General features: G+C 54.2%; 21 protein-coding genes. 17 read left to right on the forward strand and 4 right to left on the reverse strand.

Annotation, left to right across the window (positions count from 1 at the left end):
• Nucleotides 1–23: 23 nt before the first annotated feature.
• Together pta and ackA are read right to left on the reverse strand one after the other, a co-directional pair.
• Nucleotides 24–2,162 carry a phosphate acetyltransferase gene (pta, locus tag N7922_RS08015; RefSeq protein WP_263100020.1) on the reverse strand — a complete coding sequence of 713 codons (2,139 nt, stop codon included), beginning with the start codon at nucleotides 2,160–2,162 and terminating at the stop codon, nucleotides 24–26.
• 78 nt (nucleotides 2,163–2,240) lie between these two features.
• A complete protein-coding gene (gene ackA, locus N7922_RS08020; protein ID WP_263100021.1) occupies nucleotides 2,241–3,443 on the reverse strand; it encodes an acetate kinase in 1,203 nt (400 codons plus the stop codon).
• A gap of 336 nt (nucleotides 3,444–3,779) precedes the next feature.
• Between ackA and yfbV the strand changes: the two genes are divergently transcribed.
• The 4 genes from yfbV (at nucleotide 3,780) to N7922_RS08040 (ending at nucleotide 7,476) form a co-directional block, all read left to right on the forward strand.
• Nucleotides 3,780–4,235 (forward strand): terminus macrodomain insulation protein YfbV, encoded by a 456-nt coding sequence (yfbV, locus tag N7922_RS08025; protein WP_061493916.1) that lies wholly within the window; start codon nucleotides 3,780–3,782, stop codon nucleotides 4,233–4,235.
• A 167-nt stretch (nucleotides 4,236–4,402) separates the two neighbouring features.
• A complete protein-coding gene (locus N7922_RS08030; RefSeq protein WP_263100022.1) occupies nucleotides 4,403–4,897 on the forward strand; it encodes a YfbU family protein in 495 nt (164 codons plus the stop codon).
• Nucleotides 4,878–5,567 carry a sugar phosphatase gene (locus N7922_RS08035; RefSeq protein ID WP_317633855.1) on the forward strand — a complete coding sequence of 230 codons (690 nt, stop codon included), beginning with the start codon at nucleotides 4,878–4,880 and terminating at the stop codon, nucleotides 5,565–5,567. The genes N7922_RS08030 and N7922_RS08035 overlap by 20 nt, the downstream gene beginning before the upstream one ends.
• A 76-nt stretch (nucleotides 5,568–5,643) precedes the next feature.
• Nucleotides 5,644–7,476: an SLC13 family permease gene (locus tag N7922_RS08040; protein WP_263100024.1), complete on the forward strand. Its 1,833-nt coding sequence runs from the start codon at nucleotides 5,644–5,646 to the stop codon at nucleotides 7,474–7,476.
• A 33-nt stretch (nucleotides 7,477–7,509) separates the two neighbouring features.
• Here the strand turns inward: N7922_RS08040 and yfbR are convergent, their stop codons facing one another.
• Entirely contained in the window at nucleotides 7,510–8,109 is a 600-nt protein-coding gene (yfbR, locus tag N7922_RS08045; RefSeq protein ID WP_061493920.1) for a 5'-deoxynucleotidase, read from the reverse strand.
• Nucleotides 8,110–8,188: 79 nt separating this feature from the next.
• Nucleotides 8,189–9,403: an alanine transaminase AlaA gene (gene alaA, locus N7922_RS08050; RefSeq protein WP_263100025.1), complete on the reverse strand. Its 1,215-nt coding sequence runs from the start codon at nucleotides 9,401–9,403 to the stop codon at nucleotides 8,189–8,191.
• Nucleotides 9,404–10,354: 951 nt separating this feature from the next.
• Between alaA and lrhA the strand changes: the two genes are divergently transcribed.
• The 13 genes from lrhA to nuoM all read left to right on the forward strand — a co-directional run bounded on the left by lrhA (nucleotide 10,355) and on the right by nuoM (nucleotide 25,490).
• Complete coding sequence (lrhA, locus tag N7922_RS08055) at nucleotides 10,355–11,293, forward strand: transcriptional regulator LrhA (RefSeq protein ID WP_061493922.1); 939 nt, start codon at nucleotides 10,355–10,357, stop codon at nucleotides 11,291–11,293.
• A 625-nt stretch (nucleotides 11,294–11,918) separates the two neighbouring features.
• Entirely contained in the window at nucleotides 11,919–12,362 is a 444-nt protein-coding gene (gene nuoA, locus N7922_RS08060; protein WP_263100026.1) for an NADH-quinone oxidoreductase subunit NuoA, read from the forward strand.
• A gap of 15 nt (nucleotides 12,363–12,377) precedes the next feature.
• Nucleotides 12,378–13,052, forward strand: a complete 675-nt coding sequence (nuoB, locus tag N7922_RS08065) for an NADH-quinone oxidoreductase subunit NuoB (protein ID WP_007371088.1) — start codon at nucleotides 12,378–12,380, stop codon at nucleotides 13,050–13,052.
• 89 nt (nucleotides 13,053–13,141) lie between these two features.
• Nucleotides 13,142–14,944 carry an NADH-quinone oxidoreductase subunit C/D gene (gene nuoC, locus N7922_RS08070; RefSeq protein WP_263100027.1) on the forward strand — a complete coding sequence of 601 codons (1,803 nt, stop codon included), beginning with the start codon at nucleotides 13,142–13,144 and terminating at the stop codon, nucleotides 14,942–14,944.
• Between the two features lie 2 nt (nucleotides 14,945–14,946).
• The gene (gene nuoE, locus N7922_RS08075) at nucleotides 14,947–15,447 is read left to right on the forward strand and encodes an NADH-quinone oxidoreductase subunit NuoE (protein ID WP_039058775.1); all 501 of its coding nucleotides are present in this window, start codon (nucleotides 14,947–14,949) and stop codon (nucleotides 15,445–15,447) included.
• Nucleotides 15,444–16,781 carry an NADH-quinone oxidoreductase subunit NuoF gene (gene nuoF, locus N7922_RS08080; protein WP_263100028.1) on the forward strand — a complete coding sequence of 446 codons (1,338 nt, stop codon included), beginning with the start codon at nucleotides 15,444–15,446 and terminating at the stop codon, nucleotides 16,779–16,781. The genes nuoE and nuoF overlap by 4 nt, the downstream gene beginning before the upstream one ends.
• Nucleotides 16,782–16,872: 91 nt before the next feature.
• Nucleotides 16,873–19,599, forward strand: coding sequence for an NADH-quinone oxidoreductase subunit NuoG (nuoG, locus tag N7922_RS08085; protein ID WP_263100029.1), 2,727 nt, complete (start codon nucleotides 16,873–16,875; stop codon nucleotides 19,597–19,599).
• Nucleotides 19,596–20,573, forward strand: coding sequence for an NADH-quinone oxidoreductase subunit NuoH (gene nuoH, locus N7922_RS08090; RefSeq protein WP_263100030.1), 978 nt, complete (start codon nucleotides 19,596–19,598; stop codon nucleotides 20,571–20,573). The genes nuoG and nuoH overlap by 4 nt, the downstream gene beginning before the upstream one ends.
• Before the next feature lie 14 nt (nucleotides 20,574–20,587).
• Nucleotides 20,588–21,130, forward strand: coding sequence for an NADH-quinone oxidoreductase subunit NuoI (gene nuoI / locus N7922_RS08095; protein WP_061493927.1), 543 nt, complete (start codon nucleotides 20,588–20,590; stop codon nucleotides 21,128–21,130).
• Between the two features lie 10 nt (nucleotides 21,131–21,140).
• Complete coding sequence (nuoJ, locus tag N7922_RS08100) at nucleotides 21,141–21,695, forward strand: NADH-quinone oxidoreductase subunit J (RefSeq protein WP_263100031.1); 555 nt, start codon at nucleotides 21,141–21,143, stop codon at nucleotides 21,693–21,695.
• Nucleotides 21,692–21,994, forward strand: a complete 303-nt coding sequence (nuoK, locus tag N7922_RS08105) for an NADH-quinone oxidoreductase subunit NuoK (protein WP_002463445.1) — start codon at nucleotides 21,692–21,694, stop codon at nucleotides 21,992–21,994. Before nuoJ ends, nuoK begins: the two co-directional genes overlap by 4 nt.
• The gene (gene nuoL / locus N7922_RS08110) at nucleotides 21,991–23,832 is read left to right on the forward strand and encodes an NADH-quinone oxidoreductase subunit L (protein WP_263100032.1); all 1,842 of its coding nucleotides are present in this window, start codon (nucleotides 21,991–21,993) and stop codon (nucleotides 23,830–23,832) included. Before nuoK ends, nuoL begins: the two co-directional genes overlap by 4 nt.
• Before the next feature lie 128 nt (nucleotides 23,833–23,960).
• Nucleotides 23,961–25,490, forward strand: coding sequence for an NADH-quinone oxidoreductase subunit M (gene nuoM / locus N7922_RS08115; protein WP_263100033.1), 1,530 nt, complete (start codon nucleotides 23,961–23,963; stop codon nucleotides 25,488–25,490).
• Nucleotides 25,491–25,496: the final 6 nt, after the last annotated feature.

The raw sequence follows: 25,496 nt of genomic DNA on the forward strand, positions 1-25,496 counted from the left end.
CTTTTTGTCGCAGAGCAGAAAGATTACTGCTGCGATGCCTGAATCGCGGTCAGTGCGATGGTGTAGACGATATCGTCAACCAGCGCGCCACGGGACAGGTCGTTAACCGGTTTGCGCATACCCTGCAGCATCGGCCCGATGGAGATCAGGTCGGCAGAACGCTGTACCGCTTTATAGGTGGTGTTACCGGTGTTCAGATCCGGGAAGATGAACACGGTAGCGCGACCGGCAACCGGAGAGTTCGGCGCTTTGGATTTTGCCACGTCAGCCATGACGGCGGCGTCGTACTGCAGCGGACCGTCGATAACCAGGTCAGGACGTTTTTCCTGCGCCAGGCGAGTCGCTTCACGCACTTTCTCTACATCGCTACCTGCGCCGGAGTTACCGGTGGAGTAGGAGAGCATGGCCACGCGCGGTTCGATGCCAAACGCGATAGCGGAATCCGCAGACTGAATGGCGATTTCTGCCAGCTGTTCAGCGGTCGGATCCGGGTTGATTGCGCAGTCACCGTAAACATAAACCTGCTCCGGCAGCAGCATAAAGAACACGGAGGAAACCAGTGAACTGCCCGGTGCGGTTTTGATCAACTGCAACGGCGGACGAATGGTGTTCGCGGTGGTGTGAACCGCACCGGAAACCAGACCGTCAACTTCATCCTGCTCCAGCATCAGCGTACCGAGCACCACGTTGTCTTCCAGCTGCTCGCGAGCAACGGCTTCGGTCATGCCCTTGCTCTTACGCAGCTCAACCAGACGGGCAACATAGCTTTCACGCACCACATCCGGATCGACGATTTCGATGCCCGTACCCAGTTCAACGCCTTGCGCGGCGGCAACGCGGTTAATTTCGTCCGGGTTACCCAGCAGGATACAGGTCGCGATACCGCGTTCCGCACAGATAGCAGCGGCTTTAACGGTACGCGGCTCGTCGCCTTCAGGCAGCACAACGCGTTTGCCGGCTTTGCGTGCCAGCTCGGTGAGCTGGTAACGGAAGGCTGGCGGAGAGAGACGACGGCTGCGCTCAGAAGTGGCGGTCAGGGAGTCGATCCACTGTGCGTTGATGTAGCTGGCCACGTATTCCTGAACGTTTTCGATACGCTCGTTGTCATCAACCGGGACTTCCAGGTTGAAGCTCTGCAGGCTCAGGGAGGTCTGCCAGGTGTTGGTGTTCACCATAAAGACCGGCAGGCCGGTGGCGAAAGCACGTTCACACAGTTTGCGGACGCTGGCGTCCATTTCGTAGCCGCCGGTCAGCAGCAAGGCGCCGATTTCCACGCCGTTCATTGCCGCCAGGCAGGCAGCAACCAGCACGTCCGGACGATCCGCGGAGGTTACCAGCAGGGAACCCGGACGGAAATGTTCCAGCATGTGCGGAATGCTGCGCGCACAGAAGGTGACGGATTTCACGCGGCGGGTTTTGATGTCGCCTTCGTTAACGATGGTGGCGTTCAGGTGGCGCGCCATGTCGATCGCACGGGTGGCGATCAGATCGAAGCTCCACGGTACCGCGCCCAGTACTGGCAGCGGGCTGGATTCCTGCAGTTTAGCCGGATCGATACGCACAACTTTCGCTTTGGACGAGTCGTCGAAAATTTCAGACAGGTCCGGGCGGGTACGACCCTGTTCATCAACCGGGGCATTCAGTTTGTTAACGATAACGCCGGTGATGTTGGTGTTTTTCACGCCGCCGAAGCTGTTGCGAGTCAGTTCGATACGCTCTTTCAGCTGTTCCTGTGTGTCGGTGCCCTGAGACATAACGAACACGATTTCAGCGTTCAGCGTTTTCGCGATTTCAAAGTTCAGCGACTGAGCGAACTGGTGTTTACGGGTCGGCACCAGGCCTTCAACCAGCACCACTTCCGCATCTTTGCTGCTTTCGTGGTAGCGCGCGATGATCTCTTCCATCAGCACGTCTTTCTGGTTGCTGGAGAGCAGCGATTCAACGTGGCTCATTTTCAGTGGTTCAGCCGCTGGCAGGCCAGAGTTTGCACGCACGATAGTGGTGGTCTGGTCCGGAGCGTCGCCGCCAGCGCGCGGCTGTGCGATCGGTTTAAAGACGCTCAGACGAACGCCTTTGCGTTCCATAGCACGGATCACGCCAAGGCTGACGCTGGTCAGACCGACGCTGGTTCCGGTAGGGATCAGCATAATAATACGGGACACGGTTAATCCTCTTTCGTTACCGTCATGGTTGACGGGTTACAAAACAGCACCGCCAGCATTGGCTGGCGGTGTGTGTAATCAGGCAGTCAGGCGGCTCGCGTCTTGCGCGATGACCAGCTCTTCGTTTGTCGGGATAACGACAGCCGGGCGGGTGCCTTCTTTGTTGATAAAGCCAGACTTACCGAAACGGGCAGCCAGGTTGCGCTCGTGGTCAACGTCGAAGCCCAGAACACCCAGTTTGCCGAGGGACAGTTCGCGCACCATTGCTGCGTTTTCACCGATGCCGCCAGTGAAGACAACCGCGTCCAGACGACCTTCCATCAGCGCAGTGTAAGAGCCGATGTATTTCGCCAGACGGTGGCAGTACACGTCCATGGCGCGTTTCGCGTCTTCTTTATCTTTGTAGTTGTCTTCTACATAACGGCAGTCGCTGGTGACTTCGGTCAGGCCCAGCAGGCCGGACTCTTTGGTCAGCATTTTGTTGATAGCTTCAACGCTCATGCCCAAGGTGTCATGCAGGTGGAAAATGATAGCCGGGTCGATGTCGCCAGAACGGGTGCCCATCACCAGACCTTCCAGCGGGGTCAGACCCATGGAGGTATCCACGCATTTGCCGTTGCGGATAGCAGAAACAGAACCACCGTTGCCCAGATGGCAGGTGATGATGTTCAGCTCTTCTACCGGTTTGTTCAGGACTTTTGCCGCTTCCTGAGTCACATAGAAGTGGCTGGTGCCGTGTGCGCCGTAACGACGAACGCCGTGCTCTTTGTACAGTTTGTACGGCAGGGCATAGAGGTAAGACTCTTCCGGCATGGTGGTGTGGAACGCGGTGTCAAACACAGCAACGTTTTTGTCTTTCAGATTCGGGAAAGATTTCAGCGCTTCTGCGATACCGATCAAATGCGCCGGGTTGTGCAGCGGTGCAAAAGAGGCTGCATCTTTGATACCCTGGATAACAGATTCATCGATAACGACGGAGCTGGTGTATTTTTCGCCACCGTGCACGATGCGGTGACCAATTGCGGTCAGCTGTGCAGACAGTTCTGGTTTTTGTGCCAGAATAGTGTTAACGATAAAGTTCAGCGCTTCGCTGTGAGCGGCACCTGCACCTAAAGCCGCTTCTTGTTTACCGCCGTCAATTTTCCATTTGATGCGTGCTTCAGGAAGATGGAAACATTCGGCTAAACCAGAAAGGTACTCGTCACCATTTGCTGCATCGATGATTGCGAATTTCAGTGAGGAGCTACCGCAGTTCAGAACCAGTACTAACTTACTCGACATGGAAGTACCTATTTATGATACGTGGCTAAAAAACGTCAGTGAGTCGCACAGCGTAGCGCAGGTTGACGCTGACATTTATGATTAACATCATGCCGCGAATACTTTCTGGCATGATGGAAGAATACATAAAATTTTAAGCTATTTTGCGCAAATTTCAGGCAGTGGCATAATGAGCTTAAATTTGACGAATTTTAGTTATTCGTCTAATGACCCTGGTAAGGCAGGCACAGGATACCTGATACCTGATGCGATTGACAAAAAATTTTAACGTTGTCATTTGTAGTTGTTGTTTTGCACAAATTTTTTAATTTTTATATGTGAAGTTGAGGTAACGCCATGTCCACTTCAGAGAATCGCCCCGCCAGTTTTTTTAGTTTGTTCCGTCGGGGCCAGCATTATGCGAAGACCTGGCCAATGGAAAAGCGCCTCGCTCCGGTATTTGTTGAGAATCGCGTCATTCGTGCGACGCGTTACGCCATCCGTTTTATGCCGCCGCTGGCGGTGTTTACCCTCTGCTGGCAACTCGCGTTGGGCGGTCAGCTGGGCCCGGCTGTCGCCACTGCGGTATTTGCGCTGAGCCTGCCGATGCAGGGGCTGTGGTGGCTGGGTAAACGCTCTGTCACGCCGCTGCCGCCCTCCATACTGCACTGGTTTTATGAAGTGCGCGGAAAACTTCAGGAAGCAGGGCAGGCGCTGGCGCCTGTAGAAGGCAAACCCGATTATCAGGCGTTAGCTGACACGCTTAAGCGCGCGTTTAAACAACTGGATAAAACCTTTCTGGATGATTTGTAATTTCGTCGCCAGCCAATATATAAAAGAAGGCATTATCGGTATGTCTTCTTTTTTATTTTTCATTTTGTTCCATGCAACACCCCCGGCAAATCAAGAAAGCCATCGTTTTCAGCATGTAAACTCAATACATCTTTTTTAATACGCCGATGTGCCACAGGAGTCGAAAGATGGAAATGACCAATGCCCAACGTCTGATCTTATCCAATCAGTATAAAATGATGACCATGATGGATCCGGCCAATGCGGAACGTTATCGTCGTTTGCAAACCATCATTGAGCGCGGATATGGCCTGCAAATGCGTGAGCTGGATCGTGAATTCGGCGAGCTGAAAGAAGAAACCTGTCGCATCGTTATTGATATTATGGAGATGTACCACGCGCTGCATGTCTCCTGGGCCAACCTCAAAGACACCGCCGCCATTGATGAGCGCCGCGTTACTTTCCTCGGTTTTGACGCCGCCACGGAAGCGCGTTACCTCGGTTATGTGCGCTTTATGGTCAATATTGAAGGCCGTTATACCCATTTCGACGCCGGTACTCACGGCTTCAACGCGCAAACCCCGATGTGGGATAAATATCAACGCATGCTGAGCGTCTGGCACTCATGCCCGCGCCAGTACCATCTGAGCAGCAACGAAATTAATCAGATCATTAACGCCTGAGGAGGTGTGTGTGCAGTGCAAAGGATTTCTGTTTGATTTGGACGGCACGCTGGTGAACTCTTTGCCCGCCGTGGAGCGGGCATGGTGCAGCTGGGCTGACAGATTTGGCATCGCACACGATGATGTGCTGAATTTCATCCACGGCAAACAGGCCATTACCTCGCTGCGGCACTTTATGGCAGGCAGATCGGAAGCGGAGATCGCGGCCGAGTTTACCCGCCTGGAAGAAATTGAAGCGGCGGACACCGACGGTATTACCCCTTTGCCTGGCGCCATTGAACTGTTAAACCATCTCGATGCCTGCGGTATTCCGTGGGCCATTGTGACGTCTGGCTCTGTACCGGTTGCCCATGCGCGCCACGGCGCCACCGGGCTGCCCACGCCGAAAGTGTTCGTCACTGCCGAACAGGTGAAGCGCGGTAAACCCGAGCCGGACGCCTATCTGCTGGGGGCGAAGCTGTTAGGGTTGCCTGCGGAAGAGTGCGTCGTGGTTGAGGATGCAGCGGCAGGCGTGCTTTCCGGCCTTGCGGCAGGTTGCCACGTCATTGCGGTGAATGTGCCGCCGGATGCGCCCCGGCTCGATGAAGTGGACTTCGCACTGACACGCCTTGATGCGCTGGTGGTGGCAAAACAGCCCGATGGAACGGTGAATGTAACGCTGAAGGCCTGATCTCATGATTTAACCCCACATTTGTGGGGTTTTTTTATGGCACTATTTTCTCACTATCAACTGACAAGGATACGTTGTGAACGGTGAACTGATCTGGGTTTTGTGTCTGTTGGGTATCGCCGTTGTGCTTTTCGCAACGGGCAAAGTACGCATGGACGCGGTAGCACTGTTTGTGATTGTTGCTTTTATTCTGAGCGGCACGCTGACGCTATCGGAAGCCTTTTCCGGTTTTAGCGATCCTAACGTCATTCTGATCGCCGCACTGTTTATTATAGGCGATGGCCTGGTTCGCACCGGCGTGGCAACCAATATGGGCACCTGGCTGGTGAAAATGGCCGGCAGCAGTGAAAGTAAAATGCTGGTGCTGCTAATGCTGACCGCGGCCGGTCTTGGCGCTTTTATGAGTTCCACCGGCGTGGTGGCGATTTTTATCCCCGTTGTGCTCAGCGTGTCGATGCGCATGCAAACCTCGCCTTCGCGTTTGATGATGCCGCTCAGTTTTGCCGGGTTAATCAGCGGCATGATGACGCTGGTTGCCACACCGCCAAACCTGGTGGTTAACAGTGAGTTATTGCGGGAAGGGTTGCAGGGATTCGGTTTTTTCAGCGTCACGCCGTTAGGTCTGGTGATCCTGCTGCTCGGCATCATTTATATGCTGCTGATGCGTTTTATGCTGAAAGGCGAAGAGGAAGGTGTACTGCGCGAGAGCTGGAGACACCGTACTTTCCGCGATCTGATCAAAGAGTATCACCTTACCGGCCGGGCGCGTCGCCTGGCTATCCGTCCCGGTTCGCCGATGATTGGCCAGCGTCTTGATGATTTGCGGCTACGTGAGCGCTATGGCGCAAACATTATTGGTGTTGAACGCTGGCGGCGTTTTCGGCGGGTGATCGTCAATGTGAATGGGGTTTCGGAATTCCGCGCCCGCGATGTGTTGTTGATCGATATGTCCGCCGCAGAAGTCGATCTGCGCGAGTTCTGTGCTGAGCAACTTTTAGAGCCGATGATCCTGCGCGGTGAATATTTCTCCGATCAGGCGCTGGATGTTGGTATGGCGGAAGTGACGCTTATTCCGGATTCGGAATTAACCGGTAAAACGGTGCGCGAAATCGGCTTTCGTACTCGCTATGGCCTGAATGTTGTGGGCCTGAAACGCGATGGCGAAGCCCGGGAAGGGGCCGTTACGGATGAACCCTTGCAGTTGGGCGATGTCATTCTGGTGGTGGGCAACTGGAAACTCATTAGCCAACTGGGTTCGCACGGTCGCGATTTTGTGGTGCTGAATCTGCCTGTCGAAGAGAGCGCAGCATCCCCGGCGCACAGCCAGGCGCCGCATGCGATCTTCTGCCTGGTGCTGATGGTGGCGCTGATGCTGACAGACGAAATTCCCAATCCGGTTGCGGCGATTGTTGCCTGTTTGCTGATGGGTAAGTTCCGCTGTATTGATGCTGAAAGCGCGTATAAAGCGATCCACTGGCCAAGCATTATTTTGATTGTCGGGATGATGCCGTTTGCACTGGCGCTGCAAAAAACCGGTGGTGTGGATTTGGTGGTAAAAGGGTTGATGGATGTGGGGGGCGGTTACGGGCCGCACCTGATGCTGATCTGTCTGTTTATGATGTGTGCGTTGATCGGCCTGTTTATTTCTAATACCGCGACGGCGGTACTGATGGCGCCTATTGCGCTGGCGGCGGCAAAATCAATGGGGGTTTCACCCTATCCGTTTGCCATGATGGTGGCGATGGCCGCGTCGGCTGCGTTTATGACGCCGGTTTCCTCACCGGTGAATACGCTGGTGTTGGGGCCTGGCAACTATCAGTTCAGCGATTTTGTTAAAATCGGCGTGCCGTTCACCCTGTTGGTAATGGTGGTCTGCGCGCTGCTGATCCCGGTGCTGTTTCCATTTTAAACAGTCAGCCGGGATCGTCCGGCTGACGGCTTATTACAGTGGCGAGTCCTCGCTGATTTCATCCAGCGAGAGATGAAAACTTGGCACGAACACCTGCATGAAGTAGTCCATCTCCGGGCTACGGCGGGCGTCCAGCGTCTTCTCCAGACGCGTTTTTGCCAGCCCGAACTCATTATTGCCAGCGGAAAGTTCCTCCAGACATTTCAGATACGCACACAGGGCATCTGCCTGTTTCACCAGCGCTTTTTCTTCTTCGCTGTAGTGGCGTTCATCGATCAGCGGGGTAAATACATCCCGCAGCTCTTCCGGAATCATTTCAACCAGTTTTTGCTGGGCAATTTTCTCAATGGCTTTGTATTCCTGCGCAATCTGCGAGTTGAAATACTTCACGGGCGTGGGGAGATCCCCGGTCAGTACTTCCGAGGCATCGTGATACATCGCCAACAGTGCAATACGCTCGGCATTCACCTGTCCGTTGAATTTGCGGTTTTTGATCACCGCCAGTGCATGGGCTACCATCGCCACCTGCAGGCTATGCTCTGACACATTTTCCGTGCGCACGTTGCGCATCAGCGGCCAGCGATTGATGAGTTTAAGGCGGGAAAGATGCGCGAAGAAATGACTCTGACTCATAGTTAACCTTGTCTGTGACTGCGACCTGAGTCATTGTGCGCAGAGAGTGGGGGAAGATGCAAATCTGCCCCCACAACCCTTACTGATGGTAACCGGAAAGGAAACGACCAAAACGGGTGATCGCCATTTCCAGATCGTCTTCACGCGGCAGGGTCACAATACGCACATGATCCGGCCACGGCCAGTTAAATGCCGACCCTTGTACCAGCAGCACTTTTTCTTGCAGCAGGAAGTCGAGCACCATTTTCTGATCGTCATGAATATTAAAACGTTTTGCGTCGATTTTCGGGAACATATACAACGCACCGTTTGGCTTCACGCAGGAAACGCCAGGAATATCATTGATCAACTCCCATGCACGGTTGCGTTGTTCGTACAGACGACCGCCCGGCACAATAAACTCGCTAATGCTCTGGTAACCACCAAGCGCTGTCTGAATGGCGTGCTGTGCCGGTACGTTGGCACACAGGCGCATTGAGGCCAGCATCTCCAGCCCTTCAATATAGCCTTTAGCGTGTTTTTTCGGCCCGCTCAATACCATCCAGCCCTGGCGGAATCCGGCCACGCGGTAAGTTTTGGACAGACCATTAAACGTGATGGTAAACAGATCCGGTGCCATCGCCGCGATTGAGTGGTGTTCAGCGTCGTCGTAGAGGATTTTGTCGTAGATTTCGTCAGCAAAAATGATCAGGTTATGCTGACGCGCAATCTCAACAATCTCCATCAGCAGCGCTTTTGAGTAAACCGCACCGGTAGGGTTATTCGGGTTGATGATCACAATGCCTCGGGTGCGAGGGGTAATTTTCGCGCGAATGTCATTGAGGTCAGGGAACCAGTCCGACGACTCATCACATAAGTAGTGCACGGCTTTCCCGCTGGAGAGTGATACTGCAGCGGTCCACAGGGGGTAGTCCGGAGCGGGAACCAGCATTTCGTCGCCGCTGTTCAGCAGCGCCTGCATCGACTGCACAATCAGTTCAGAAACACCATTGCCTATATAAATGTCTTCGACAGTGACTTCGCGCATCCCGCGCGCCTGATAGTGCTGCATGATTGCTTTGCGGGCCGAGTACAGTCCTTTGGAATCGCAGTAACCTTGCGCGCCAGGCAGATTACGAATCACATCGACCAGTATTTCATCCGGCGCCTCGAAGCCAAAGGGGGCAGGGTTACCGATGTTAAGTTTAAGAACCTTATTGCCTTCTTCTTCCAGTCGCTTTGCTTCTTTCAGAACCGGACCACGGATGTCGTAACAGACGTTATCTAATTTGCTGGATTTTTCGATGGAGGACATGAACCTTTGACCTTTTAGCTAGAGTTTGTCACTGCCTGCCGTGGAAGTGAGCACGGAACAATGTACTCCCACGTCCGTCGGTTTTGAAGGGTCAGCAGGAGAAGATTTTGTCTTAACTCTTTTTGAGTTAACGACTTTTTAACTGTTGTGTTGGCTATTTGTCTGTTGATTAGACTGTTTTTTCACTTACGGCTGGTTGTTGGTATTGGTATCATGTCTTTGTCTATTATTTTGTGTTGTTAAAATCCATTTGTTCAGTATGTGTTTGGCATGATGATGCTATAGCCAGGGCGTTTTCTGCGAAAAATCTGAATGATGGCGTGGGGGAATCATCATTTCTGGTAGGGGGAAAGAGGGGGCTGTGAGCGCAATGTTAAGCATTATTAATAGTTGGACTGATCCTCAAATAATAGCTATTTAATATTGAGAATGGGAACTATGACTATCATTAATATTAATATAACTAAGTTGGGTATCATGTCATTTTTTGGCTTAAGATTATCCGCAATAATGCTTATAAATATAAGGGTTTTAGGTTAAACTTAGAGGTGCTGGAAATGGTTCATAAGCAAAAGGCCTTGTCTTTTCTGTGGGATATTTCTTAATTTTAGTTATTTGTTATTAATGGTTTTTACTCCCAATCACTCATATGAACTGGTTGTATATGACGCCTGTGCTATGTATGGCCGCGAATGTTGCGTAAAAATGTTTTTCCTTAAAAGGATTAACACGTTTTGGCATGGTTTATATATCTAAAAGGAATGGGAGTATGCAAAATAAAGTCATTGAGTTCAGCCTGCCTCAGACAGCGAACTATAAACACAGAACTTAAAGTCAGGGTGATACTGGTCTTGACTTTGCAGGATGCACTTTTTAAATGGAATTACTTAATCTTACGAGCACAGCATAAACCCGGGTAACTCCGCGCGAGCAACCCGTAAGTGAAAAATTATGATAAATGCAAATCGTCCGATACTGAATCTCGACCTCGATCTGCTGAGAACATTCGTTGCGGTCGCTGATCTTAACACCTTTGCTGCGGCGGCTGCCGCAGTCTGTCGCACACAGTCTGCTGTAAGTCAGCAAATGCAGCGACTGGAGCAGTTAGTGGGAAAAGAACTTTTCGCCCGTCATGGTCGTAATAAACTCTTGACCGAGCATGGTATTCAGTTACTGGGCTATGCAAGAAAGATTTTACGTTTCAATGATGAAGCCTGTACATCGTTGATGTTCAGCAATCTTCAGGGGGTACTCACTATTGGCGCTTCTGATGAGTCCGCCGATACTATTCTGCCGTTCCTGCTTAATCGTATAAGCTCGGTATATCCGAAACTGGCGCTTGATGTTCGCGTCAAACGCAATCCTCTCTCCGGCGATCGTCTGCAGGATCACGACGTTGATCTTGTGGTGACAACCCATCGCTCCGGGCAATTTGATGCAATGACGCTACGCACCTCGCCAACTCACTGGTACTGTTCTGCAGAATATGTGCTGCAAAAAGGCGAAGCGGTGCCGCTGGTATTGCTGGATGAGCCCAGCGCGTTTCGCGATATGGTGATCAACGCATTGAATGATGCCGACATCCCCTGGCGGATGGCCTACGTTGCCTCCACGCTTTCTGCTGTTAAAGCGGCGGTAAAAGCGGGGCTGGGCGTGACCGCGCGGCCGGTGGAAATGATGAGCCCGGAATTGCGCGTGTTGGGGCGGACGGATGGTTTGCCGATGCTACCTGATACGGAATACCTTCTTTGCTATAACCCGCATAGTCAGAATGAACTGGCGCAGGTTATTTTCCAGGCGATGGAGCATTATCAGAATCCCTGGCATTACGGAAGCAGTACCACCGAAGGGGGAGGCGACTCCCTCATTATTGAAGGGGACTTTGGATAACATTCACTCCAAAATCTCGTAACAAAATGTAAGTGCAAAAATGAACCACTGACAGGAAAATTAATGCCATTGGTTCATTTTTTGAACAAATAATGATCAAGTGAATTATTGATCAAATAAATGATTATTTTTTTCAATACGTTAATCCCCTTCACAGCAAAATATCCCTTTATCAACTATAGTTTTTCATGCCTTCTGTTCATGTTAAAAATCACACCGGATTGTTGCCGTTTTTAGTGATGAATTAACAAAAGCGTGTCACAGATCAAGAAAATACTCCCGCAGAGGGGGAGGAATCCGGACAAAATCCTGTCAAAATGGGAGGGTAATATTGATGAAAACTCACAACGGACACGATTCAACACCGGTTTTTTTTTCGGTAAAGCTTGAGGCTGAACACGAAAACGGCATTAAATGTTAATGGATTGCTGCCGATGTAAACTAATGTGAGTAAACTTTTGTTAAAGTTGACAAAAGGTTATAGAAAGGAGTAAAAACCCACATCGTTTAGCTGTACTTGCTATTTACACAGTAAATGTGTGGTTTTTTATTCCTCCCCGTGAATCGATGTGGCGTCATCTGCCAGCAAGAGCAGAGGTTTTAACGCTACCTTTTGAGTTAAGCAATGCGTATGTCAACATCCACTGAAATCATCGCTCATCATTGGGCATTCGCTATCTTTCTTATTGTCGCCATTGGCCTGTGCTGCTTCATGCTGATTGGCGGTCGGTTTTTAGGCGGTCGCGCGCGCGCGAGGCACAAAAACGTTCCTTTCGAATCGGGTATCGATTCTGTCGGTTCCGCTCGTTTACGCCTGTCCGCCAAGTTCTACCTGGTGGCCATGTTCTTCGTCATCTTCGACGTTGAAGCGCTCTATTTATTCGCATGGTCAACCTCCATTCGCGAGAGTGGTTGGGTCGGTTTTGTCGAAGCCGCAATTTTCATTTTAGTGCTGCTGGCTGGTCTCGTTTATCTGGTGCGTATTGGCGCGCTGGACTGGACGCCCGTGCGTTCGCGCCGCGAGCAAATGAATCCAGAGACCAACAGCTACACTGACAGTCAACGCTAACCGCGAGGCAATAAGATGGATTATACGCTCACCCGCATAGATCCTAACGGTGAGAACGACCGTTACCCCCTGCAAAAACAGGAGATCGTAACCGACCCCCTGGAACAAGAGATCAACCGTAGTGTGTATATGGGCAAGCTCGAAAATGCTCTGCACGATATGGTGAACTGGGGCCGTAAAAACTCAATTTGGCCTTATAACTTTGGCCTGTCATGTTGCTATGTAGAGATGGTGACGTCGTTTACTGCGGTGCATGACGTTGCGCGTTTTGGTGCAGAAGTGCTGCGCGCCTCTCCTCGTCAGGCCGACCTGATGGTGGTGGCGGGTACCTGCTTTACCAAGATGGCGCCGGTTATCCAGCGTCTTTATGACCAGATGCTTGAACCGAAGTGGGTTATCTCCATGGGAGCCTGCGCGAACTCCGGTGGCATGTATGACATCTATTCTGTTGTGCAGGGCGTCGACAAATTTATCCCGGTGGATGTGTACATCCCAGGCTGCCCGCCGCGTCCAGAAGCCTATATGCAGGCGCTGATGCTGTTGCAGGAATCGATCGGCAAAGAACGTCGTCCGCTCTCATGGGTGGTCGGCGATCAGGGCGTTTACCGCGCCAATATGCAGTCTGAACGCGACCGTAAGCGTGGCGAACGCATCGCCGTGACCAATCTGCGTACGCCGGACGAGATTTAATTTGCGCCTGTGGGTAGTGGAAAAAACTTCGCATTTCAATAATCCAATAACGCGAAGCCATACCTGACAGTCACCACGGACCCTTTGCAATGGTGAACAATATGACCGATTTAACTGCGCAAGAAGCCGCATGGCAGACCCGGGATCATCTGGATGATCCGGTCATTGGCGAATTGCGCAACCGTTTTGGGCCGGATGCCTTTACCGTTCAGGCGACCCGCACCGGGGTACCCGTAGTCTGGGTTAAGCGTGAGCAATTACTGGAAGTTTTCGATTTTTTAAAGAAACTGCCGAAGCCTTACGTCATGCTGTTCGACCTGCACGGCATGGACGAACGTCTGCGCACCCACCGCGCCGGTTTGCCCGCCGCGGATTTTTCCGTTTTCTATCACCTGATCTCTATCGATCGCAACCGCGACATCATGTTGAAGGTGGCGCTGGCTGAAAACGATCTGAATCTGCCGACAATTACCAAAATCTTCCCGAACGCCAACTGGTACGAGCGTGAAACCTGGGAGATGTTTGGTGTCACCTTTAATGGTCACCCGCATCTGACGCGCATTATGATGCCGCAGACCTGGACGGGTCACCCATTGCGTAAAGATTACCCGGCGCGCGCCACCGAATTCGATCCGTTTGAGCTGACCAAAGCCAAGCAGGATCTGGAAATGGAGTCGCTGACCTTTAAGCCGGAAGACTGGGGCATGAAGCGCGGTACCGACAATGAGGACTTTATGTTCCTCAACCTCGGCCCGAACCACCCCTCCGCGCACGGTGCATTCCGCATTATTCTGCAACTGGATGGCGAAGAGATCGTCGACTGCGTACCGGATATCGGTTACCACCATCGCGGTGCGGAAAAAATGGGTGAGCGCCAGTCCTGGCACAGCTACATTCCTTATACCGACCGTATCGAGTACCTCGGCGGCTGCGTCAACGAAATGCCTTACGTGCTGGCGGTGGAAAAACTGGCGGGCATCACGGTGCCGGATCGCGTTAACGTCATCCGCGTGATGCTCTCTGAGTTGTTCCGTATCAACAGCCACTTGCTGTATATCTCAACCTTTATTCAGGACGTAGGCGCGATGACGCCGGTGTTCTTCGCCTTTACCGATCGTCAAAAAATCTACGATCTGGTGGAAGCGATTACCGGTTTCCGTATGCACCCGGCCTGGTTCCGCATCGGCGGCGTCGCGCACGATCTGCCGCGTGGTTGGGATCGACTGCTGCGCGAATTCCTCGACTGGATGCCAAAACGTCTGGCTTCCTACGAGAAAGCGGCGCTGCGTAACACCATTCTGAAAGGCCGCTCCCAGGGCGTTGCCGCTTACGGCGCAAAAGAAGCGCTGGAGTGGGGCACCACCGGCGCTGGCCTGCGTGCAACCGGCATTGACTTTGACGTGCGTAAAGCACGCCCGTACTCCGGTTACGAGAACTTTGACTTTGAAGTGCCGGTGGGCGGTGGCGTCAGCGACTGTTACACCCGCGTGATGCTGAAAGTTGAAGAGCTGCGCCAGAGCCTGCGCATCCTTGAGCAGTGCCTGAACAACATGCCGGAAGGCCCGTTCAAAGCGGATCACCCGCTGACCACGCCGCCGCCGAAAGAGCGCACGCTGCAACATATCGAAACCCTGATTACTCACTTCCTGCAGGTCTCGTGGGGCCCGGTGATGCCGGCAAACGAATCCTTCCAGATGATCGAGGCAACCAAGGGTATTAACAGTTACTACCTGACCAGCGATGGCAGCACCATGAGCTACCGCACTCGCGTTCGTACCCCGAGCTTTGCGCACCTGCAGCAAATTCCGGCGGCGATCCGCGGCAGCCTGGTCTCTGACCTTATCGTTTATCTGGGTAGTATCGATTTTGTTATGTCAGATGTGGACCGCTAATTATGCACGAGAATCAACAACCACAAACCGAGGCTTTTGAGCTGAGTGCGGCAGAGCGTGAGGCAATTGAGCACGAAAAGCACCACTACGAAGACCCGCGTGCGGCGTCCATTGAAGCGCTGAAAATCGTTCAGAAGCAGCGTGGCTGGGTGCCGGATGGCGCGATTTATGCCATTGCTGATGTTCTGGGGATCCCGGCGAGCGACGTTGAAGGCGTGGCGACATTCTATAGCCAGATTTTCCGCCAGCCGGTAGGCCGCCACGTTATTCGCTATTGCGACAGCGTGGTGTGTCATATCACCGGGTACCAGGGCATTCAGTCGGCGATTGAAAGTCACCTGAAAATCAAGCCAGGCCAGACCACGTTCGATGGTCGTTTTACGCTGCTGCCGACCTGCTGTCTGGGCAACTGCGACAAAGGCCCGAACATGATGATTGATGAAGATACTCACAGTCATCTTACACCGGAAGGGATCCCTGATTTACTGGAGCGGTATAAATGAAAACAGTTATCCGTACTCCCGAAACCCATCCGCTGACCTGGCGTCTGCGTGATGACAAACAGCCGGTGTGGCTGGACGAGTATCAGAGCAAAAATGGCTATGCCGGTGCGCGTAAAGCGTTAACGGGCATGGCGCCGGACGAGATCGTCAATGCGGTTAAAGACTCTGGTCTGAAAGGCCGCGGCGGCGCGGGCTTCTCCACGGGGCTGAAGTGGAGCCTGATGCCGAAAGATGAATCCATGAATATCCGCTACCTGCTGTGTAACGCGGATGAAATGGAGCCGGGCACTTATAAAGACCGCCTGCTGATGGAGCAACTGCCGCACCTGCTGGTGGAAGGCATGCTGATCTCGGCATTCGCGCTGAAAGCATATCGTGGCTATATCTTCCTGCGCGGCGAATACATTGAAGCGGCGGTTCACCTGCGTCGCGCCATTGCCGAAGCGACTGAAGCCGGATTGCTGGGTAAAAATATCCTCGGCACCGGTTTTGATTTTGAGCTGTTCGTGCATACCGGCGCCGGGCGTTATATCTGTGGTGAAGAGACTGCCCTGATTAACTCGCTGGAAGGCCGTCGTGCTAACCCGCGTTCCAAACCGCCGTTCCCGGCAAGCTCCGGCGCGTGGGGGAAACCGACCTGTGTTAACAACGTCGAAACCCTGTGCAATGTCCCGGCTATCCTGGCGAACGGCGTGGAATGGTATCAGAACATTTCGACCAGCAAAGATGCTGGCACCAAGCTGATGGGCTTCTCCGGCCGCGTGAAAAACCCCGGTCTGTGGGAACTGCCGTTCGGCACCACGGCCCGCGAAATTCTTGAAGATTACGCGGGCGGCATGCGTGATGGCCTGAAGTTTAAAGCCTGGCAGCCGGGCGGCGCGGGCACCGACTTCCTGACCGAAGCACACCTCGACCTGCCGATGGAGTTCGAAAGCATCGGTAAAGCGGGAAGCCGTCTGGGTACATCGCTGGCGATGGCCGTTGACCACGAAATCAATATGGTTTCGCTGGTGCGTAACCTGGAAGAGTTCTTCGCCCGCGAATCGTGCGGTTGGTGTACGCCATGCCGCGACGGCCTGCCGTGGAGCGTAAAAATCCTGCGAGCGCTGGAGCGCGGTGAAGGCCAGCCCGGAGATATCGAGACACTTGAGCAACTGTGTCGACAACTCGGGCCGGGTAAAACCTTCTGCGCGCATGCGCCAGGTGCGGTGGAACCGTTACAGAGCGCGATTAAATATTTCCGCGAAGAGTTTGAAGCGGGCATCAAACAGCAATTCAGCAATACCCATGCGATTGGCGGTATCCAGCCAAACTTGCTGAAAGCGCGCTGGTAATGGTTCTCCCCTCATCCTGAACCGGTGAGGGGACGCGAACAGAATTTTGATTAACTCTCAGTCGCTGACTGAGACAACTGGAAGCATGCTAATGGCTACTATTCATGTAGACGGCAAAGAATACGAGGTAAATGGGGCGGACAACCTGCTTGAGGCATGTCTCTCCCTGGGCCTTGATATTCCTTATTTTTGCTGGCATCCGGCGCTGGGGAGCGTGGGTGCGTGCCGCCAGTGTGCGGTGAAGCAATATCAAAACGCGGAAGACACGCGTGGCCGCCTGGTGATGTCCTGTATGACACCGGCATCCGACGGTACTTTCATTTCGATCGACGATGATGAAGCGAAGCAATTCCGCGAAAGCGTTGTGGAGTGGTTGATGACCAACCACCCGCACGACTGCCCGGTTTGCGAAGAGGGGGGCAACTGCCACCTGCAGGATATGACCGTGATGACCGGTCACAGCTTCCGTCGCTATCGTTTTACCAAACGTACTCACCGCAACCAGGATCTGGGGCCGTTCATCTCTCATGAAATGAACCGCTGCATCGCCTGCTATCGCTGCGTGCGTTACTACAAAGACTATGCTGACGGCACGGATCTTGGCGTGTATGGCGCGCACGATAACGTCTACTTTGGGCGCCCGGAAGACGGCGTGTTGGAAAGCGAATTCTCCGGCAACCTGGTGGAAATCTGCCCGACCGGTGTATTCACGGACAAAACCCACTCCGAGCGTTACAACCGTAAGTGGGACATGCAGTTCGCACCGAGCATCTGCCAGCAGTGCTCGCTGGGTTGCAACACCAGCCCGGGCGAACGTTACGGCGAACTGCGTCGCATCGAAAACCGTTACAACGGTACGGTTAACCACTACTTCCTGTGCGACCGCGGTCGTTTCGGCTACGGCTACGTCAACCTGAAAGACCGTCCGCGTCAGCCGGTTCAGCGTCGTGGCGACGATCTGATCACCCTGAACGCCGAGCAGGCGATGCAGGGCGCAGCGGATATTTTACGTCAGTCGAAGAAAGTGATTGGTATTGGTTCCCCGCGCGCCAGCGTGGAGAGCAACTTTGCGCTGCGTGAACTGGTCGGTGCGGAAAACTTCTATACCGGCATTGCGAAAGGCGAGCAACAACGCCTGGAGCTGGCGCTGAAAGTGCTACGCGAAGGCGGTATCCGTACGCCGGCGCTGCGCGAAATCGAATCCTATGACGCGGTGCTGATCCTGGGCGAAGACATCACCCAGACGGGCGCGCGCGTCTCTCTGGCTGTCCGTCAGGCAGTGAAAGGCAAAGCCCGTGAAATGGCGGCGGCGCAAAAAGTCGCCGACTGGCAGATTGCCGCAATCATGAACATTGGTCAGCGCGCCAAGCATCCGCTGTTCGTCACCAACGTCGACAGCACCCGCCTGGACGATATCGCCGCGTGGACCTACTGCGCTCCGGTGGAAGATCAGGCACGGTTAGGCTTCGCTATCGCGCACGCGCTGGATGATTCCGCTCCGGCGGTTGACGGCCTGAGCAATGACCTGAAGAGCAAAGTGGATGTTATCGTTCAGGCACTGGCCGGGGCGAAAAAACCGCTGATTATTTCCGGTACGAACGCCGGGAGTGCCGATGTGATCCACGCGGCGGCAAACGTCGCCAAAGCGCTGAAAGGCCGTGGTTCCGATGTCGGCGTGACGATGATTGCCCGCTCGGTGAACAGTATGGGTCTTGGCCTGATCGGCGGCGGTAGCCTCGATGAAGCCCTGGCTGAGCTGGAAAGCGGCAGCGCAGACGCGGTAGTGGTGCTGGAAAACGACCTGCACCGTCACGCCAGCGCAGCCCGCGTTGACGCCGCACTGGCGAAAGCGCCACTGGTACTGGTGATTGACCACCAGCGCACGGCAATCATGGACAAGGCGCACCTGGTGCTCTCCGCCGCAAGTTTTGCGGAAAGCGACGGTACGGTCATCAACAACGAAGGCCGCGCGCAGCGCTTCTTCCAGGTATATGACCCGAGCTATTACGACAGCAAAACCCTGATGCTGGAGAGCTGGCGCTGGCTGCACTCCCTGCACAGCACCGTGCAAAACCGCGAAGTGGACTGGACGCAGCTTGATCACGTGATCGACGCAGCGGTAGAAGCCTTGCCGCAACTGGCCGGTATTAAAGACGCCGCGCCGGATGCCAGCTTCCGTATTCGTGGGCAGAAACTGGCGCGTGAACCGCATCGCTACAGCGGACGCACCGCGATGCGCGCTAATATCAGCGTGCATGAGCCGCGTCAGCCGCAGGACAAAGACACCATGTTCGCCTTCTCCATGGAAGGGAACAACCAGCCGTCCGCACCGCGTTCGCAAATTCCGTTCGCATGGGCACCGGGCTGGAACTCACCGCAGGCCTGGAACAAGTTCCAGGATGAAGTGGGTGGTCACTTGCGTCATGGCGATCCGGGCGTACGCCTGATTGAAGTCTCTGAAACAGGGCTGGATTACTTCACTTCCGTACCGGGCGCGTTTGAAGCGCAGGACGGTAAATGGCGTATCGCCCCGTACTATCATCTGTTCGGCAGTGACGAAATGTCGCAGCGTTCGCCGGTGTTCCAGAGTCGTATGCCGCAACCGTACATCAAGCTTAACCCGGTCGACGCGGCGAAGCTTGGCGTTAACGCGGGTGCGCATATCTCCTTCACCTACGAAGGGCAGACTATCAGCCTGCCGTTGCAGGTTTCCGAAGGTCTGGCGGCAGGGCAGGTCGGTTTGCCGATGGGCATGCCGGGCATTGCGCCGGTGCTGGCCGGAGCACGTCTTGAAAATCTGCAGGAGGCGCAAGCATGAGCTGGTTAACACCGGATGTTATCGACATTCTGTTAAGCATCCTGAAGGCGGTGGTGATCCTGCTGGTGGTGGTCACCTGCGGCGCATTTATGAGCTTTGGCGAACGTCGTCTGCTGGGTCTGTTCCAGAACCGTTACGGACCGAACCGCGTCGGCTGGGGTGGCTCACTCCAACTGGTGGCGGACATGATCAAGATGTTCTTTAAAGAGGACTGGATCCCGCAATTCTCGGATCGCGTGATCTTCACCCTTGCGCCAATGATTGCGTTTACCTCGCTGCTGTTAGCGTTTGCCATTGTGCCGGTCAGCCCCACCTGGGTGGTGGCCGACCTGAACATCGGCATCCTCTTCTTCCTGATGATGGCAGGCCTGGCCGTCTACGCGGTGCTGTTTGCTGGCTGGTCGAGCAACAACAAATACTCTTTGCTGGGGGCGATGCGTGCATCTGCGCAAACGCTGAGCTACGAAGTGTTCCTCGGGCTTTCCCTGATGGGCGTTGTTGCACAGGCCGGTTCATTCAATATGACCGACATCGTCAACAGCCAGGCAGGGTTGTGGAACGTTATCCCGCAGTTCTTCGGTTTTGTGACGTTTGCTATCGCGGGCGTGGCGGTGTGTCACCGCCATCCGTTTGACCAGCCGGAAGCGGAGCAGGAACTGGCGGATGGTTACCACATCGAATATTCCGGTATGAAGTTCGGTCTGTTCTTCGTCGGTGAATATATCGGTATCGTCACCATTTCCGCCTTGATGGTCACGCTGTTCTTCGGTGGCTGGCACGGGCCGTTCTTACCGCCATTCATCTGGTTCGCGCTGAAAACCGCGTTCTTTATGATGATGTTTATTTTGATTCGCGCTGCGTTACCGCGTCCGCGTTATGACCAGGTGATGTCGTTCGGCTGGAAAGTCTGCCTGCCGCTGACGCTGATTAACTTGCTGGGAACGGCGGCTGTCATTCTCTGGCAAGCGCAATAAGGGGTGAAAAGACCATGACATTAAAAGAATTAATCGTGGGCTTCGGCACCCAGGTCCGTAGTATCTGGATGATTGGCCTGCACGCGTTTGCGAAACGCGAAACCCGGATGTATCCGGAAGAGCCGGTTTACCTGCCGCCGCGCTACCGTGGCCGTATTGTGCTGACGCGCGATCCGGACGGTTCCGAGCGCTGCGTTGCCTGTAACCTGTGCGCGGTAGCCTGTCCGGTAGGCTGTATTTCGTTGCAAAAAGCGGAAATGCAGGATGGGCGCTGGTATCCGGAGTTTTTCCGTATCAACTTCTCGCGCTGCATCTTCTGCGGCCTGTGTGAAGAAGCGTGCCCGACAACGGCTATTCAGCTCACGCCGGATTTCGAAATGGGCGAGTTTAAGCGTCAGGATTTGGTGTACGAAAAAGAGGATCTGCTGATCTCCGGTCCGGGCAAATACCCGGAATATAACTTCTACCGGATGGCAGGTATGGCAATCGACGGCAAAGATAAAGGTGAAGCGGAAAACGAAGCCAAGCCTATCGACGTCAAGAGCCTGTTACCGTAAGGAGAGGGCAATGGAGTTCGCTTTTTATATCTGTGGCCTGGTCGCCATCCTGACGACGGTTCGCGTGATTACGCATACCAACCCGGTGCATGCGTTGCTGTACCTGATTGTGTCCCTGTTGGCGATTGCCGGGGTCTTCTTCTCACTCGGCGCGTACTTCGCCGGTGCGCTGGAGATCATCGTTTACGCCGGGGCCATCATGGTGCTGTTTGTGTTCGTGGTGATGATGCTTAACCTGGGCAATACCGTTGTCGAGCAGGAGCGCAACTGGCTCTCTCCGCAAATCTGGGTAGGTCCGGCACTGCTCTCCGCCGTTCTGCTGGTGGTGATGATTTATGCCATTCTCGGCGTGAACGATCAGGGCATCGACGGTACGCCGATCAATGCGAAAGAGGTCGGCATCACGCTGTTTGGTCCTTACGTACTGGCGGTCGAGCTGGCGTCGATGCTGCTGCTGGCCGGTCTGGTTGTCGCCTTCCACGTAGGGCGTGAAGATCGTATGGGCGAAGTGCTGAGCAATCGCGCTGACGACCGCGCAAAAAGAAAAACGGAGGAGCGCGCATGATCCCCTTGCAACATGGACTGATCCTCGCTGCGATTTTGTTTGTTTTGGGGTTAACCGGTCTGGTTATCCGCCGCAATCTGCTGTTTATGCTGATTGGGCTGGAAATCATGATTAACGCTGCCGCGCTGGCCTTTGTGGTCGCGGGCAGCTACTGGGGCCAGACCGACGGTCAGGTAATGTATATCCTCGCGATCAGCCTCGCGGCTGCGGAAGCGAGCATTGGCCTGGCGTTGCTGCTGCAACTCCATCGTCGCCGCCAGAATCTGAATATCGATTCAGTAAGTGAGATGCGTGGATGAACATGCTCGCCTTAACCATTATTTTTCCTTTAATTGGCTTTGTATTACTGGCCTTTTCCCGCGGGCGCTGGTCGGAAAATCTCTCCGCTACCGTGGGTGTAGGGTCGATTGGCCTTGCGGCGCTGGTCACGGCGATTGCCGGCGTTGATTTCTTCAACAACGGTCAGCAGCCTTTCGCTAAACCGCTGTGGACCTGGATGGCGGTTGGCGATTTCAATATCGGTTTCAACCTGGTGCTGGATGGGCTGTCGTTAACCATGCTGTCGGTGGTGACCGGCGTTGGCTTCCTGATCCACATGTTCGCCTCCTGGTATATGCGCGGTGAAGAGGGCTACTCCCGTTTCTTCGCCTACACCAACCTGTTCATTGCGAGCATGGTGGTGCTGGTGCTGGGCGATAACCTGTTGCTGATGTACCTCGGCTGGGAAGGCGTGGGGCTGTGCTCTTACCTGCTGATCGGTTTCTATTACACCGATCCGAAGAATGGCGCTGCGGCAATGAAAGCGTTTGTCGTGACCCGTGTTGGTGATGTGTTCCTCGCGTTTGCGCTGTTCATTCTCTACAACGAACTGGGCACGCTGAACTTCCGCGAAATGGTGGAACTGGCACCGCAGCACTTTGCGAATGGCAACACCATGCTGACGTGGGCAACGCTGATGTTGCTGGGCGGTGCGGTAGGTAAATCTGCACAGTTGCCGTTGCAAACCTGGCTTGCGGATGCGATGGCCGGTCCGACCCCGGTTTCAGCGCTGATCCACGCCGCCACCATGGTGACCGCGGGCGTCTACCTGATTGCCCGTACCCATGGTTTGTTCCTGCTGACGCCGGATGTGCTGCATCTGGTGGGTATTGTCGGTGCGGTGACGTTGCTAATGGCCGGTTTCGCCGCGCTGGTGCAAACGGATATCAAACGCGTACTCGCCTACTCGACGATGAGCCAGATTGGTTACATGTTCCTGGCGCTGGGCGTGCAGGCATGGGATGCGGCGATTTTCCACCTGATGACGCACGCGTTCTTTAAAGCGCTGTTGTTCCTGTCGTCCGGTTCGGTGATCCTCGCCTGCCATCACGAACAGAACATCTTCAAAATGGGCGGTCTGCGTAAGTCGATTCCGCTGGTGTATGTTTGCTTCCTGGTGGGGGGCGCAGCGTTGTCTGCGCTGCCGATGCTGACCGCCGGTTTCTTCAGTAAAGATGAGATCCTGGCAGGCGCAGTGGCTAACGGTCATATCAATCTGATGATCGCGGGCCTGGTCGGTGCGTTTATGACATCGCTGTATACCTTCCGCCTGATTTTCATCGTTTTCCATGGGAAAGAACAAATTCACGCGCACGCAGGGAAGGGGATTACCCATCATCTGCCGCTGATCGTGTTGCTGGTGCTCTCCACCTTTATTGGCGCAATGATTGTGCCGCCGCTGAAAGGCGTACTGCCGGATACCACCGAGCTTGCGCATAGCAGCGTGGTGATGCTGGAAGTGGCGTCTGGCGCGGTAGCGATCATCGGTATCCTGCTGGCTGCCTGGCTGTGGCTGGGTAAACGCACGCTGGTGACCTCGGTTGCCAACAGTGCGGCAGGGCGCTTCTTCGGTACCTGGTGGTTCAATGCCTGGGGCTTCGACTGGCTGTACGATCGCGTATTCGTCAAACCGTACCTCGGTGTTGCATGGCTGCTGAAGAGCGACCCGCTGAATGCACTGATGAACATCCCGGCGATTCTGTCCCGCTTTGCAGGCAAAGGTCTGCTGTTCAGCGAGAACGGATACCTGCGCTGGTATGTTGCCTCAATGAGCATTGGCGCTGTTGTGGTACTGGCATTGTTGATGGTATTGCGTTGAGTTTGTGCGATTTGTGAGGCGGGGATCTCCGCCTCCGATGAAAACATATTTTAGGTAAGTATTCCTGCTAATCAGGCTGGCGAGCACGATAGCCTGAACAGGAATTAATATAAGGGACATACACCGCCATGTTATTACCCTGGCTAATACTCATCCCCTTTATCGGCGGCTTCCTCTGCTGGCAGACCGAACGCTTTGGCGTGAAGGTGCCGCGCTGGATCGCGCTGATTACCATGGGACTGACGCTGGCGCTCTCTCTGCATCTTTGGTTGCAGGGCGGCTACTCTCTGACGCAGGCCACCCAGTTCCCGCAATGGCAGGAATCGTTCAAACTGGACTGGATCCCGCGCTTTGGCATCAGTATTCATCTTGGTCTGGATGGTCTGTCGTTGCTGATGGTGACCCTGACGGGTTTCCTCGGTGTGCTGGCGGTACTTTGCTCCTGGCGTGAAATCGAAAAATACCAGGGCTTCTTCCATCTCAACCTGATGTGGATCCTGGGCGGCGTTATCGGCGTGTTCCTTGCCATCGACATGTTCCTGTTCTTCTTCTTCTGGGAAATGATGCTGGTGCCGATGTACTTCCTGATTGCACTGTGGGGCCACAAAGCCTCCGACGGGAAGACGCGTATTACCGCCGCGACCAAATTCTTCATCTATACCCAGGCCAGTGGTCTGGTGATGTTGATTGCCATCCTGGCGTTGGTGCTGGTGCACTACAACGCAACGGGCGTGTGGACCTTCGACTACCAGGATCTGCTGAAAACGCCGATGTCTGACAATGTCGAATACCTGTTAATGCTCGGCTTCTTCATTGCCTTTGCGGTGAAAATGCCGGTGGTTCCGCTGCATGGCTGGTTGCCGGACGCGCACTCGCAAGCACCGACAGCGGGTTCCGTGGACCTCGCAGGGATCCTGCTGAAAACGGCGGCCTACGGTCTGCTGCGCTTCTCGCTGCCGCTGTTCCCGAACGCGTCGGCAGAGTTTGCGCCAATCGCCATGTGGCTGGGTGTTATCGGTATTTTCTACGGTGCGTGGATGGCGTTCACCCAGACCGATATCAAACGTCTGATTGCCTACACGTCGGTGTCGCACATGGGCTTCGTGCTGATTGCGATTTACACCGGTAGCCAGCTGGCATACCAGGGCGCGGTTATCCAGATGATTGCGCATGGCCTCTCTGCGGCGGGTCTGTTTATTCTTTGCGGCCAGTTGTATGAACGCCTGCATACCCGCGATATGCGTATGATGGGCGGCCTGTGGGGCAAGATTAAGTGGCTGCCAGCGCTGTCGATGTTCTTTGCCGTGGCAACGCTTGGTATGCCGGGAACGGGGAACTTCGTCGGTGAGTTTATGATCCTCTTCGGCAGCTATCAGGTTGTGCCGGTGATCACCGTGATTTCCACCTTTGGCCTGGTCTTTGCGTCAGTTTATTCGCTGGCAATGCTGCACCGCGCCTACTTCGGTAAAGCGAAGAGCGAACTGGCCAGCGCTGATCTGCCGGGGTTGTCACTGCGCGAACTGTTTATGATCCTGATTCTGGTCGTGCTTCTGGTACTGCTCGGCTTCTATCCGCAGCCGATTCTGGATACCTCGCATTCCGCGATGGGCAATATCCAGCAGTGGTTTGTTAATTCCGTTACTACTACAAGGCCGTAAATCGCC

The organism is Kosakonia sp. ML.JS2a (assembly GCF_025642095.1).
Classification (GTDB): Bacteria; Pseudomonadota; Gammaproteobacteria; order Enterobacterales; family Enterobacteriaceae.